This is a genomic window from Paenibacillus mesotrionivorans (assembly GCF_046098205.1).
In the GTDB taxonomy this organism is placed as follows: domain Bacteria; phylum Bacillota; class Bacilli; order Paenibacillales; family NBRC-103111; genus Paenibacillus_AR; species Paenibacillus_AR mesotrionivorans.
The window spans coordinates 136,898-149,417 of sequence record NZ_JBJURJ010000006.1 but is presented as its reverse complement, the minus strand read 5'-3'; the positions used below and the strand labels follow the sequence as shown (position 1 = coordinate 149,417).

Sequence of the window (12,520 nt, the reverse complement as noted above, 5' to 3'; positions counted from 1 at the left end):
TGAGTAATGTGTATAAGTTAAAAAAAGCCCGATTAGGCGCGGGGATATTATGCACATTTCACGCAGAATAACTTATCCACATATATGGGGATAGCTTGTGGATAATGGGGATAAGATTGTGGCTAAGTGACGAAACCCTGGGAATAAGCTGCATTTTCGGAGGGGGACGACATTTGCAAACATGTGGATAAGTGCGAAGCCTCAATCGCCAGTATGAACATGTTAAATTCAGTTGGAACAGTCGAAGTTTGCCCACAGGAGGCTAGGGGAGCGAGTAAAACTATTCAGCATGCAGCCTGTTTTGCATTTCGAACGAGCCAGGAGGAGCCTCGTTACATGGGCCGGTCCTCCATACGGACTGAGGAGCCGCTATTTCGCCGAAAAATGCATTTCGAGGAGTTTCGCGGACTCACAGTACCTTATTTCCTCTTCCGGTTGCGCAAAAAGGCTGCTTTTGAGCTAATAGCGTCCCCTGAGTCCGTTACATTAGAAAACAACCGTTTATTCGCGGAATAACGGCTCCTGTGTCCGTTGGCTCACCCGCCCCTTCCAAAACCCAAAAAACCGGACGCATCATGCGCCCGGTCTACTAGGAATAACGCCTGCAGCTAACCATTTATGCCATTAACTGCTCCCAGGCCTCGTAGTGCTCCTGCAGCTCCTGCCGCTTAGCGTCGAGCCCGGTGTTGATGCCTTGGACGGCAATATAGTCGTTGTAGACCTCGGGGAGGGTCAGCTGCTCCTCCAGCCCGGCAATGTCCTGCTCCAGCTGGCTGATCTCCTGCTCCAGCTGCTCCAGCCGGCGCTGGCGGCTGCGCTCCTCGCGTTTGGCCTGTTTGTCCGCTTCATAACTGCTGGCCGCAGGCGCTGCAGCAACGCCTTTGGCACTCCCATTAGCGGAGGCCGGGTTCCGGATGGAGCCTGCTCCGGTGGCGCCGCTTCCACTTTCCGTGCGGGAAGCGGTTTTAGAGGAAGCGTCGGCCGCCTCCGCCCGGGCTTCCTCCAGCTCCAGCTTCTTCTCGATATAATCGTCATAATTCCCCAGATAGGCGGTAATGCCGTCCTTGTCCAGCTCCAATACCCGGTCCGCCATTTTGTTCAGGAAATACCGGTCATGGGAGATAAACAGCAGGGTACCTTCGTAATCCATCAATGCGGCCTCCAGCACTTCCTTGCTGAACAGATCCAGATGGTTGGTTGGTTCGTCCAGAATCAGCATATTGGCATTCTGGAGCATCAGCTTGGCCAGGGACACCCGGGCTTTTTCCCCGCCGCTTAAGGAAGAGACCCGCTTGAACACATCCTCGCCGCTGAACAGGAAGTTCCCCAGAACCGTACGTACCCGGGCCTCCTCCATATGGGGATATTCATTCCAAACCTCATCCAAGACTGTGTTGGCCCCGTTCAGATGGGACTGCTCCTGGTCATAGTACCCGATTTGGACACGGGTCCCCCAGTAGAAGGTCCCTCTCCAAGGTTTGAGCTGCTCCGTCAGCACCTTGAACAGGCTGGACTTGCCGACGCCGTTGGGTCCGATCAGCGCAGCCGTATCGCCGCGGGACAGCTGGAAGCTGGCATGCTGGAACAGCGGAGTTTCGCCGTCGTAGCTTACGGCCAGGTCCGCAGCATTCAACACATCCCGTCCGGAGGAATATGCCGTCTCAAAGGAGAAGGCCGCTTTTTTCAGCTCACCCTGGGGTTTGTCGAGACGGTCCATTTTCTCCAAGGCCTTGCGACGGCTTTGGGCCCGTTTGGTGGTGGTGGCACGGACGATATTCTTCTGGATAAAATCCTCCATCCGGGCGATTTCTTCCTGCTGCTTGTCGAATTGTTTCATTCGGATTTCGTATTCTTGCGCCTTCAGCTCCACATAACGGCTGTAATTGCCGGTATAACGGACGGATTGATGGCGTTCGATTTCGTAAATGGCGGTAACCAGGGCATCCAGGAAATACCGGTCATGGGATACCACGAGAATGGCGCCGGGATAGGAGCGCAGGTACCCTTCCAGCCAGGTCAGGGTGGCGATGTCCAGATGGTTGGTAGGTTCGTCCAGCATCAGCACATCCGGCTCCTGAAGCAGCATTTTGGCCAAGGCCAGACGGGTCCGTTGGCCTCCGCTCAGAGTGGAAATCAGCGTATCCGGGGCAAAATCCCCAAAGCCCATCCCCGACAGCACGCTGCGCATGCGGGATTCCATGCTGTAACCGCCCTTTTCCTTAAACTGCTCGGACTTGGCGGCGTATTGGTGGAGCAGGGCTTCATACGCTTTTTCGTTCTCATGAAGCTTCGGGTCAGCCATGGCCTCTTCCATTTCACGAAGCTCCCGCTCGGTTTGCAAAAGAGGGGCAAATACGTCCAGCATTTCCGCCCGGATGCTCCGTTCGCTTTGCAGGCCGCTATTTTGTGCCAGGTAACCGACACGAATATCCTTGTTTTTGAAGATTTCGCCGCTGTCATGCGACATTTCCCCGGAAATAATTTGCAGGAGCGTGGATTTTCCCGCCCCGTTGACACCAACCAGGCCGATTCGCTCTCTGTCCTGCACCTGTACATTTATATTCGACAGCACGGTTCGGGTGCCGTAGCTCTTGCTGATGTTTGAGGCCTGAAGCAAAATGGCCATGGTCCTTCGTCCCTCCAAATTTCACGCTTAAAATCAAGATTTGTGTACATAGTGTAACATATCCGGGTCCCTTTTCTCATCCCACGAAATATTTATAGCCAAAAAGTCCAACGTCCTAAAGGATCAGGTTGGATTATTTTGTGAACCGCGCATTGGCTCTGCCATTTGAAGGGAATGATTTTATGGGATGGCTGGCGGCTGATCAATTTTATTGAAGATGTTTTGCCGGGGGGGATTGTTTTTCGCGGTCTGGAATAATATGCTACAATAGAACTAACCTAACAGAACGGATTTTCCCAACTGAAACCGTCGGCTTAAAGGAGTGTGCATCAGGCATGTCCCAATGGAAAAAAGAGCTCCGCCGCACTGTGCTGGACAAGCGGGAACGGCTGGGAGCGGAGGAGAGAAGGCTGAAATCCGCCGCTATCTGCAGCAGGATTGTGGACATGCTGGAACGCCAGGGCACTCTTCGGGGCCAAAGCCGGTTGTTGACCTTTATGCCCTTCGGCCATGAGGTGGATATCCATCCGGTGGCGGAACACTGCTGGAAGGCTGGCGGTTCCGTGACAGTGCCCAAGACGGTTCCGGCGGAGAAGCGGCTTGAGCTGTTCAACGTCCACAGCATGGAGGAGCTGACTCCGGGGTTATGGGGGATTCTTGAACCGGATGCAGCCAAAGGGGCGGTTCCGGCTGACCCGGCGCTGCTGGCTGCTGTTCTGGTGCCGGGAGTGGCATTTGACCGGAATGGGGGACGGGTAGGTTATGGAGGCGGGTATTACGACCGGCTTCTGGCCGGACTTGATGGGCAGGGAATCCGTCCGATTACCATTGCCCCGGCTTTTGAGATGCAGCTTTGTGAGGGTCTTGAATTGGAGGCCCATGATATAAAGATGGATGCGGTAGTAACCGAAGCAGGCTGGTACGTGAGGAGAGGGGATGGAGAGGGTGTCGGAGCATTCCGGGGAATTCAGTCATTTTAATGAACAGGGAAGAGCACGGATGGTGGATGTGACGGACAAGACGGTAACGGAGCGCAGTGCCGTAGCCGAAACGGCGGTGCTGATGCGCCCCGACACACTCCGCCAGATCAAAACCGGAGGAATTGCCAAAGGGGATGTACGGGCTGTTGCCCAAATCGCAGGTATCATGGCGGCCAAAAAAACCTCCGATTGGATTCCTATGTGCCATCCCCTGGCGCTGACGGGAGTGGACATCCGCTTTTCCGATAACGACCGGGATACGCTATATATAGAAGCAACTGTGAAAACCACCGGCAAAACCGGTGTGGAGATGGAAGCGTTGACTGCCGTTTCCGCTGCCGGGCTGACGGTGTACGATATGTGCAAGGCGCTGGATAAGGATATGGAGATTGGGCCGATACGTTTGTTGGCCAAACATGGAGGCAAAAGCGGCCCGTATCAGAGGCCCGGCCAATCCGCATTCCAAGAAGAGGGAGGGAACCGCTAATGGGTTTTCGAGTAGGCATACTGGCCGCCAGCGACCGCGGCGCGCGCAAGGAACGGGAGCATACCAGCGCACAGGTCATCCGCGAGCTGGTGGAGGAAGAGCTGATGGGCGCAATTGTGGAGTTCCGGATTGTTCCGGATGAGAAGCATGAAATTATGGCGGCCCTCATTGAAATGACGGATTATTATGAGGCGAATCTGGTTATCACCACCGGAGGGATCGGCTTGAAGCCCCGGGACGTGACACCGGAGGCGACGCTGGAGGTGGTGGAGCGTCTTGCGCCGGGTTTTGCGGAAGCCATCCGCAGTGCGATGATTGCGGCGAATTTGCCGGAGGCGCTGTGTATGAGAGGGATTTCCGGCCTGCGGGGTCAGTCGCTGATTCTGAACCTGCCCGCCGACCCCAAGGGGGTCCATGAAAGCATGAAGGCCGTAATGGGTTATCTTCCGACAGCCTTGAACCAGCTGGAGGGACGGGAGAGCGTAGACGAGGGGGAGGGGGCTTGATTTTATTTAGCCCAACCTGCCCGTTGATGGCCCGGCGATAAAGCGGTACAATGGTACTGCCGGCGGAATAATAAAACGCTTGCATACGATTCATAAAAGGGGAGATGGCCTCATGTTTAGTGGAATTGGCGCAACGGGCATCATATTGATTATTTTGGTCGCCTTGCTATTGTTCGGGCCCAACAAGCTTCCGGAGCTGGGCAGGGCGTTCGGCCGCACGCTTCGTGAATTCAAGGAAGGCGCCAGAGACATCATGGACGAGGAACCCAAACCCCGCAAGGAAATCCGTAACGAAGAGGTTCAAGTCCAGCCTTCCGCCAAATCCGATTCCACCCAAAGCTCCACGAAGCTGCAGGATTAAGTAAGCTTCCCAGACAGACAGACTCGACGGATCGGCAGGTGGTGGTATGCAGGAGATGAAGGATGAGGACAAGGACATGTCCCTGGTGGAGCATATCACGGAGCTGCGCAAACGGGTTATCCTGGTGCTGGCGGTTTTTGTGGTTGCCATGATCGGGGGGCTGTTTGCCTCCTCGTATGTCATTGATTTTATCAAAAGTGTGGAGCCGGCCAAATCCATGGCTTGGCATGCCATATCCCTTTGGGATGGCATCCGTATCTATATGCAGTTTGCCGTTGGCATTTCCCTGGTGGTGGCGCTGCCGTTCACCTTGTATCAGGTGTGGGCGTTTGTGAAGCCGGGGCTGAAGGAGCATGAGCAAAAGGCGGCGCTCCGGTTTATCCCTTTTTCGGTGGTGCTGTGGGTGGTGGGTCTGGCCTTCGCCTACGGCGTTGTGTTCCAGATGGCGGTTTATTTCACCACCAAGGTGAACCGGGGGCTGGGTTTGACGGAGATTTACGGGGTCAGCCAATATTTCAGCTTTATGTTCAATATTCTGATTCCGGTGTCGCTGCTTTTCGAGCTGCCGGTGGTGGTTATGTTCCTCACCCAGCTGCGGATTCTGAATCCCCGGATGATGAAGAAGCTGCGGCGCTTCGCGTATCTGGTGCTGGTGATTGTGGCAACAGCGATTACACCGCCGGATTTTATTTCGGATTTTCTGGTGGCGGTTCCGCTGATTCTGCTCTATGAGTTCAGTGTGCTGCTGTCCGCCAGGGTATACCGCAAGCAGCTGGACAAGGACAAGGCATGGGAAGAGGAATTCTACGGCAAGAAGCAGGAGCATCCCGTGTAACGTCTCGCGAGCTGCGAGCTTTCCGGAGCAGATGCGGCTCCTCCAATAGAAACCGTGGTCCGGGAGGGCGGCGGTTTTTTGCTGTTTATGGAGCATGTTGGAGCCAGGAGGATAGGTGTATATGAAAAACCGACCATAATTCTGCAGAATGGCGGGATTGGAGGCTTTATACTCGAAAAATCATACATAATCAGCCCCGGCACAGGCAAACGGGCAGAATGGATATGAAAAACCGGGTACAATTGCCCCAAATGGGAGCTGTGCGAAAATTGGGTATGAAAAACCGAGTACACGAGTACACTCCATTAACTCCGCCCGTCCACTTCCCTGCGTTACAGCCCGTCGCCCCGCTTCCCGCCTGGACATGGTGCCACCGCTCCGGAATATTTTTCCTCCCGGTGGGGAGAATGAGGAAAGTGCCTGGGACATTGAAGATTTTTTGGCCCAAAAGACTTGCAAATTGTTCCCAAACTGATTAATATAAGAATTGTTGTTAGCACTAAGTTGGTTCGAGTGCTAACAGAGCGCAACAGCGCAACCTTACACCAACTAAACCATTATTCAAGGAGGCATTTGATCCATGATCAAACCGTTAGGCGACCGCGTAGTTCTTGAAGCCATTGCGAAGGAGGAAACCACGGCGAGCGGCATCGTTCTTCCCGATACTGCCAAGGAAAAGCCGCAAGAGGGCAAAATTGTTGCTGTAGGCAGCGGACACCTGAAGGATGGACAGCGCGTAGCTTTGGAGGTTAAGGAAGGCGACCGTGTTCTTTTCTCCAAATATGCCGGTACTGAAGTGAAGTATCAAGGCAGAGAGCTGTTGATCATGCGTGAAAGCGACATCCTGGCCGTACTGGGCGAATAAGCTTCCTTAAGCGCTGCCGGCGACCGGCAGGCTTGGCCAAACATAAATAGCATGACCAAATTATACTTATTCGGGAGGTTTCCATAACATGGCAAGAGACATTAAGTTCAGTGAAGACGCCCGCCGCTCCATGCTTCGCGGTGTGGATGCTTTGGCGAATGCAGTGAAGGTTACTCTCGGTCCCAAGGGCCGCAACGTGGTGCTGGAGAAGAAATTCGGCAGCCCGCTGATCACCAATGACGGTGTAACTATCGCCAAGGAAATCGAACTGGAAGACCCGTTCGAAAACATGGGCGCCCAACTGGTTAAGGAAGTGGCTACCAAGACTAACGATGTTGCAGGCGACGGTACCACTACTGCAACCGTTCTGGCTCAAGCCATGATTCGCGAAGGTCTGAAGAACGTAACTGCAGGCGCTAACCCGATGGTGATCCGCAAGGGTATCGAGAAGGCTGTTAGAGCTGCTGTTGAAGAGCTGCAAAAGATCTCCAAGCCCATCGAAGGCAAACAATCCATCGCACAAGTTGCTTCCATCTCCGCTGCTGACGAAGAGCTGGGCCAACTGATCGCCGAAGCTATGGAAAAGGTTGGCAACGACGGCGTCGTTACCGTTGAAGAGTCCAAGGGCTTCGTAACGGAGCTGGAAGTTGTAGAAGGTATGCAATTCGACCGCGGCTATGTGTCCGCTTATATGGTTACCGACAGCGACAAGATGGAAGCTGTTCTGGATAACCCGTATATCCTTATCACCGACAAGAAAATCACCAACATCCAGGAAATTCTGCCTGTTCTCGAGAAAATCGTACAACAAGGCAAACCCCTCCTGATCATCGCTGAGGATGTTGAAGGCGAAGCAATGGCTACCCTGGTTCTGAACAAACTGCGCGGCACCTTCACTTGCGTAGCTGTTAAGGCTCCTGGCTTCGGCGACCGCCGCAAGGCTATGCTGGGCGACATCGCTGCTCTGACCGGCGCTCAAGTGATCACCGAAGAGCTGGGCCTGGAACTGAAGTCCGCTACTGTGGCTCAACTGGGTTCCGCCCGTCAAGTGCGTGTAACCAAGGAAAATACCATCCTCGTAGACGGCAGCGGCGACAAGAAGGACATCGGCCAACGTGTCAGCCAAATCCGTGCGCAGCTGGAAGAAACCACTTCCGACTTCGACCGCGAGAAGCTGCAAGAGCGTCTGGCTAAGCTGTCCGGCGGCGTAGCGGTTATCAAGGTTGGTGCTGCTACTGAAACCGAGCTGAAGGAACGCAAGCTGCGCATTGAAGATGCCCTGAACTCCACCCGTGCGGCTGTGGAAGAAGGCATCGTATCCGGCGGCGGTACTGCCCTGGTGAACGTATATGCTGCAGTTGCTGCAGTTGCTGCAGAAGGCGACGAAAAGACTGGCGTAAACATCGTGCTGCGCGCTTTGGAAGAGCCGATCCGCATCATCGCTACCAACGCAGGCCAAGAAGGCTCCGTAATCGTTGAGCGTCTGAAGAAGGAAGAAATCGGCACTGGCTACAACGCCGCTACCGATGAGTGGGTGAACATGTTCCAAGCCGGTATCGTTGACCCGGCCAAGGTAACCCGTTCCGCTCTGCAAAACGCTGCTTCCGTTGCAGCGATGTTCTTGACTACCGAAGCTGTTGTAGCCGAGAAGCCGGAAGACAAAAAAGCAGGCATGGCTGAAATGAATGCTATGGCAGGCGGCGGCATGGGCGGTATGGGCGGATTCTAATCCACCTCTGCTCCATCCCTATACGAAATTTAAGGAAGAGACCCTCCGGGGTCTCTTTTTTGGCCTTATAAAGCGATATAATCAATAACAAAAGGAGCAGATAACTATGGAAATCCGGGTGGAACGGATTGGGACGGAGGAGGAAACAGAGCGGTTTTTGACGCTGCTGCGGGAGATTGCCTTGTGGCTGGAGGAGATCGGACAGCCGATGTGGAGTCTGGAGGGTCTTAAGAAGGAGAGGTTCCTTGCCGAAAATGGGGATGCGGAGCTGTATCTTGTTTATTGTGGGGAAGAGCCGGCAGGGGCTTTTATGCTGAAATCCCATAATGAATTCTGGTGGCCGGAGGCTCGGGAAGACGAGGATATGTTTCTGAAAAAGCTGGGGGTAAGCCGCGCTTATGCCGGAACAGGCTTGTCCGGTCGGATTCTGGAGTGGGTCAAGCTGGAGGCGGAGCGCCGGGGGATTAAGCATGTGCGCATTGAATTTTATGCTGACCGGGAGCATTTGCTTACATTGTATCTGAACCATGGCTTTGAGGAGGTTCGTCGCCGGGTGATGCCTGACGGTATCGAAATTGCGCTGTGCCAATACGCTACGGGGCAAACGGAGAAGGTGCTTTGAGCAGCCGGGAGCAGGATTTTTTGGCGGGAATCGATTATTTGATCGAGGGTAATCCATGGCAGCAGGAGGTTTACCGGGCGCTTTGCAGACTTGGCGTGATGGAGGTGCTGGGGCCGTACCAGCCTGTGCTGGTGGGAACAGTTCCTCTGGATGTGGATATACCCGGAAGTGATCTGGATGTGGTTTGCCATGTGGAGCAGGAGAGGAGAGAGGTTTTTGAGGCTTTGCTGAAAGGGACATTCGGGAGCTGTGAGGATTTCGAGTATGCCGCCAGAGAAGTGGATGGGCTGCTCCGGCAGGTAGGCCGGTTCCGGTATGAGGGCTGGGTGGTGGAGATTTTCGGACAGCCGCTGCCTGTGGAGGAACAGAATGGTTACCGGCATATGGTGGTGGAGCACCGTCTGTTGGAGCTGTTGGATGACAAGGGACGGGAAGCTATCCGCAGTCTGAAGCTGCAGGGGTTCAAAACAGAGCCGGCCTTTGCACGGCTGCTGCGTCTGGAGGGCGATCCTTACAAGGAGCTTCGGGACATGTATCTTTGGTCCCCTGAACAGCTGGGGGCATTGGCGGCAAGGCTAACGGAGTGAGACACGTTTTTCTTCTAAAATATGTAACCTCGACCCGAACAAATGTGCTATAATGACAGAAAATTATGTGGAGGAGGGGCTGGATTGAAGATCAGGTTCAGGCTAATTCCGGCGGTGCATTTGTTTTTTGTCCGGGAGGAGAGGATTCTGCTGCTGCGGCGCTACAATACCGGCTATGAGGACGGCAACTACAGTGTGGTGGCGGGGCATCTGGATGGCGGTGAGGAGGTTTGGCAGGCTGCGGCGAGAGAAGCCTTCGAGGAAGCGGGCGTGATCATCCGCCGGAAGGATGTGGAGACGGTGGGGGTGATGCACCGGTTGTCCAACGACGAGAGGGTGGATTTTTTTGTGCATGTGAAGGCGTGGGAGGGAGAGCTTGTAAACCGGGAGCCGGATAAATGCGATGAGCTGGCATGGTTTCCTCTGGATCAGCTCCCCGCCAATACGATTCCATATGTGGCACGGGCTATCGTTAATTACCGGGAGGGCCGATGGTTCGACAGCTTCGGCTGGAAGCAGATTGCCGGTGAAGTCGAAAGCAGGGTTATATTAAACAGAGGATAAAGGAGTGGGTAACCATGGAAAGTGCGACTAAGCTGAAGCTTGACGAGGTGGCGCTGGAGCTGCTTGTACGGGAGACCTTCGGTGCCGATCCGGCAGAGACGCAGGAGCTGTCGGATGGCTGGGCCAATACAGCCTATCTGATCCGCCTGCAGGACGGTAGAAAAGCGGTATTGAAGCTGGCTCCTCTGCCGGATGTGAAGCAAATGCGGTATGAGGTAAAGCTGATGCAGACGGAGGTGGAATTGCTCCAGCGGCTGGAAGGGGTGCTGCCCGTACCCCGTGTATTCGTGTATGATAACAGCCGCAGGCTGGTGCCATCAGACTATTTCGTGATGGAGTATCTGGAGGGCACACCCTACAACAAGCTGAAGCCGTCGCTGAGCCGGGAGGAGCAGGATGCGGTGGAGTACAAGCTGGGGCAATATAACCGGGTGTTGAACGATATCCGTGGGGACCGGTTCGGGCCGTATGTGGCTCCGGTTGCTGCGGGAACGGGCTGGTTCGAGGTGTTTAAGGGAATGATGGAGGATGTTCTCCAGGATGGCAAGGAGATGGATGTGGATATGCCAGCATCCGAAGCTGAGATCCTGGCGCTGGTGGAGCGCTGCCGGGATCCGCTGGAGGCGGTCAAGGAGCCTCGGTTGGTTCATTGGGATTTGTGGGACGGGAATGTTTTTGTTCAGGAGGGAAAGATTACGGGGCTGATCGATTTTGAGCGGGCCTTGTGGGGAGACCCGCTTCTGGAGGCTTACTTTCGCAGCGGAAGCTTGTCGGAGGCATTCTGCCAGGGGTATGGGGTGGAAGTGCCGTTTACACCAGCTGAGGAAATCCGCAGGAGGCTGTACGATCTTTATCTGAATTTGGTCTTGCATGTAGAGCGGCCGTACCGGCAGTTTGCCTCCGTCAATCATGGAGTAAGGACACGAAACTGGCTGGCCCAAGCTTGGCAGCGCATTCAAGAAGTTCTCGGATAATCTGCCGGGATCGTACATATCATCTGACATACCGTTGAGGGAGGGATTGGGGTGAAGATTGCGCTTGTGCTTTTTGACGGAGTGACGTTTCTGGACTTTATCGGATTCTATGATGTAATTTACCGTCTCAGGGGCTTCGACCGCACCCAAGACACCACCTGGGATATATGCGGATTGTCCGGGGAAATTGCCGATGAACTGGGCCTTACGGTTAAGGTGCCGCGGATCAGACCGGACTTGTCGGAATACGATATGGTGTTTGTGCCGGGTGGTATGGGAACTCGGAAGCTCCGGTATGACGAAGCCTTTGTGGGGTGGCTGAAGGGGGCGGAAAAAGCGGACTATCTTGTTTCGGTCTGCACCGGCTCCCTTCTTCTGGGGGCAGCAGGGTTCCTGCAGGAGAAGCGGGCCACTACCCATCCCCGGGCCTACGAGCTGCTGGAGCCGTATTGCAGAGAGGTTGTTCCTGCCCGCATCGTCCGGGACGGGAATGTGATTACGGCAGGTGGAGTGGCATCCTCCATTGATTTGGGGCTGTACATGATCAAACTCCTGGTTTCTGGGGGAGCGGCCGAGCAGGTGAAGGAGCAGATTGATTACCCCTACCGGATGCAGGGGGTTGTGGATATGGATTCGGACAGTGCCCCGCCGGAGTGACAAGTGAAGGAGCTTCAAGATGAAGATACGGATTATCGGTCCCTGCGGCAGCGGAAAATCGACGGTTGCCCGGATGTTGTCCCGGCAATTTGGCATTGCTTATCACGAAATCGATAACCTGATGTGGGACAGAAGCGTGCCGAACGTCCGGCACCCGGAAGCGGTCCGCAACCGGATGTTCCAGGAGATCCTGGAGTCAGAGGATTGGATTCTCGAGGGGGTGCAGCACGGGTGGACCATGGAGAGCTTCCGCCAGGCAGACTGGGTGCTGGTGCTGCATCCCCATGTTCTGGTGCGGGATTACCGGATTATCCGGCGGTTCATCCGGAGCAGAACGGGGCTGGAGCAGTGGAACTATAAACAGTCCTTTTCCAATCTGGTGAAAATGGTGGTGGAGTGGAATCACGGCTATGACCCCGCCAAAATTCTCAGGCTGACGGAGGAGTTTGCGGCGAAGCGGATTGTGGCGGCGGGATCCAAGGAGTTGGCTGCTTGGATGGGCAGCTTAATGTGGGAGAAGGACCAGGCTGAGGGTGCGAGTGTGGAGCAGCGGGGGGCTTGAGCTGGGGGTGTACCGGCGGAAGACTAAGTAGAGAATACGCACAGCAGTTGGGTTTAAGTTGAGGACGTGTGGCGGCTGTGAATTCTAACGGCGGTGAAAGCCGCTATTTGCCCCAAAATCGGGGTATGGAAAATCTAACGGAAGCAGGAGACGCTATTTGGCCAG

General features: G+C 54.8%; 14 protein-coding genes. 13 read left to right on the top strand and 1 reads right to left on the bottom strand.

All coding sequences use genetic code 11. The features are described from left to right. Positions 1 to 616: 616 nt before the first annotated feature. Positions 617 to 2,620, bottom strand: a complete 2,004-nt coding sequence (locus ACI1P1_RS10690; RefSeq protein WP_416216560.1) for an ABC-F family ATP-binding cassette domain-containing protein — start codon at positions 2,618 to 2,620, stop codon at positions 617 to 619. Between the two features lie 341 nt (positions 2,621 to 2,961). On the opposite strand from ACI1P1_RS10690, the gene ACI1P1_RS10685 reads away from it, so the two are divergent. From ACI1P1_RS10685 to ACI1P1_RS10625, 13 genes are all read left to right on the top strand, one after another. Next, positions 2,962 to 3,606, top strand: a complete 645-nt coding sequence (locus ACI1P1_RS10685) for a 5-formyltetrahydrofolate cyclo-ligase (RefSeq protein ID WP_416216370.1) — start codon at positions 2,962 to 2,964, stop codon at positions 3,604 to 3,606. A gap of 19 nt (positions 3,607 to 3,625) precedes the next feature. Beyond that, positions 3,626 to 4,093, top strand: coding sequence for a cyclic pyranopterin monophosphate synthase MoaC (moaC, locus tag ACI1P1_RS10680; protein ID WP_416216559.1), 468 nt, complete (start codon positions 3,626 to 3,628; stop codon positions 4,091 to 4,093). Then, on the top strand, positions 4,093 to 4,599 hold the full coding sequence (locus ACI1P1_RS10675; protein WP_416216369.1) for a MogA/MoaB family molybdenum cofactor biosynthesis protein: 507 nt from the start codon (positions 4,093 to 4,095) through the stop codon (positions 4,597 to 4,599). Before moaC ends, ACI1P1_RS10675 begins: the two co-directional genes overlap by 1 nt. 112 nt (positions 4,600 to 4,711) lie before the next feature. Further along, a complete protein-coding gene (gene tatA, locus ACI1P1_RS10670) occupies positions 4,712 to 4,960 on the top strand; it encodes a twin-arginine translocase TatA/TatE family subunit (RefSeq protein ID WP_416216368.1) in 249 nt (82 codons plus the stop codon). A gap of 55 nt (positions 4,961 to 5,015) precedes the next feature. Beyond that, positions 5,016 to 5,795, top strand: a complete 780-nt coding sequence (gene tatC, locus ACI1P1_RS10665) for a twin-arginine translocase subunit TatC (RefSeq protein ID WP_416216558.1) — start codon at positions 5,016 to 5,018, stop codon at positions 5,793 to 5,795. Between the two features lie 580 nt (positions 5,796 to 6,375). Beyond that, positions 6,376 to 6,660, top strand: coding sequence for a co-chaperone GroES (gene groES, locus ACI1P1_RS10660; RefSeq protein WP_416216367.1), 285 nt, complete (start codon positions 6,376 to 6,378; stop codon positions 6,658 to 6,660). An 88-nt stretch (positions 6,661 to 6,748) separates the two neighbouring features. Further along, the gene (gene groL, locus ACI1P1_RS10655; RefSeq protein WP_416216366.1) at positions 6,749 to 8,389 is read left to right on the top strand and encodes a chaperonin GroEL; all 1,641 of its coding nucleotides are present in this window, start codon (positions 6,749 to 6,751) and stop codon (positions 8,387 to 8,389) included. A 106-nt stretch (positions 8,390 to 8,495) separates the two neighbouring features. Further along, the gene (locus tag ACI1P1_RS10650) at positions 8,496 to 9,011 is read left to right on the top strand and encodes a GNAT family N-acetyltransferase (RefSeq protein ID WP_416216365.1); all 516 of its coding nucleotides are present in this window, start codon (positions 8,496 to 8,498) and stop codon (positions 9,009 to 9,011) included. Beyond that, positions 9,008 to 9,598, top strand: coding sequence for a DUF4269 domain-containing protein (locus ACI1P1_RS10645; RefSeq protein ID WP_416216364.1), 591 nt, complete (start codon positions 9,008 to 9,010; stop codon positions 9,596 to 9,598). Before ACI1P1_RS10650 ends, ACI1P1_RS10645 begins: the two co-directional genes overlap by 4 nt. A gap of 84 nt (positions 9,599 to 9,682) precedes the next feature. Then, positions 9,683 to 10,162 carry an NUDIX hydrolase gene (locus ACI1P1_RS10640; RefSeq protein ID WP_416216363.1) on the top strand — a complete coding sequence of 160 codons (480 nt, stop codon included), beginning with the start codon at positions 9,683 to 9,685 and terminating at the stop codon, positions 10,160 to 10,162. Between the two features lie 14 nt (positions 10,163 to 10,176). Further along, positions 10,177 to 11,136: a phosphotransferase family protein gene (locus tag ACI1P1_RS10635; RefSeq protein WP_416216362.1), complete on the top strand. Its 960-nt coding sequence runs from the start codon at positions 10,177 to 10,179 to the stop codon at positions 11,134 to 11,136. Positions 11,137 to 11,187: 51 nt separating this feature from the next. Further along, the gene (locus ACI1P1_RS10630) at positions 11,188 to 11,793 is read left to right on the top strand and encodes a DJ-1/PfpI family protein (RefSeq protein WP_416216361.1); all 606 of its coding nucleotides are present in this window, start codon (positions 11,188 to 11,190) and stop codon (positions 11,791 to 11,793) included. A gap of 19 nt (positions 11,794 to 11,812) precedes the next feature. Further along, positions 11,813 to 12,355, top strand: coding sequence for a P-loop NTPase family protein (locus tag ACI1P1_RS10625; RefSeq protein ID WP_416216360.1), 543 nt, complete (start codon positions 11,813 to 11,815; stop codon positions 12,353 to 12,355). Positions 12,356 to 12,520: the final 165 nt, after the last annotated feature.

What these genes read in the sequence shown, in the direction of transcription:
- ACI1P1_RS10635 (WP_416216362.1), top strand. Translation starts at nt 10,177, where the DNA reads ATGGAAAGTGCGACTAAGCTGAAGCTTGACGAGGTGGCGCTGGAGCTG.
- tatC (WP_416216558.1), top strand. Translation starts at nt 5,016, where the DNA reads ATGAAGGATGAGGACAAGGACATGTCCCTGGTGGAGCATATCACGGAG.
- tatA (WP_416216368.1), top strand. Translation starts at nt 4,712, where the DNA reads ATGTTTAGTGGAATTGGCGCAACGGGCATCATATTGATTATTTTGGTC.
- ACI1P1_RS10650 (WP_416216365.1), top strand. Translation starts at nt 8,496, where the DNA reads ATGGAAATCCGGGTGGAACGGATTGGGACGGAGGAGGAAACAGAGCGG.
- groES (WP_416216367.1), top strand. Translation starts at nt 6,376, where the DNA reads ATGATCAAACCGTTAGGCGACCGCGTAGTTCTTGAAGCCATTGCGAAG.
- ACI1P1_RS10625 (WP_416216360.1), top strand. Translation starts at nt 11,813, where the DNA reads ATGAAGATACGGATTATCGGTCCCTGCGGCAGCGGAAAATCGACGGTT.
- ACI1P1_RS10685 (WP_416216370.1), top strand. Translation starts at nt 2,962, where the DNA reads ATGTCCCAATGGAAAAAAGAGCTCCGCCGCACTGTGCTGGACAAGCGG.
- groL (WP_416216366.1), top strand. Translation starts at nt 6,749, where the DNA reads ATGGCAAGAGACATTAAGTTCAGTGAAGACGCCCGCCGCTCCATGCTT.
- ACI1P1_RS10675 (WP_416216369.1), top strand. Translation starts at nt 4,093, where the DNA reads ATGGGTTTTCGAGTAGGCATACTGGCCGCCAGCGACCGCGGCGCGCGC.
- moaC (WP_416216559.1), top strand. Translation starts at nt 3,626, where the DNA reads ATGGTGGATGTGACGGACAAGACGGTAACGGAGCGCAGTGCCGTAGCC.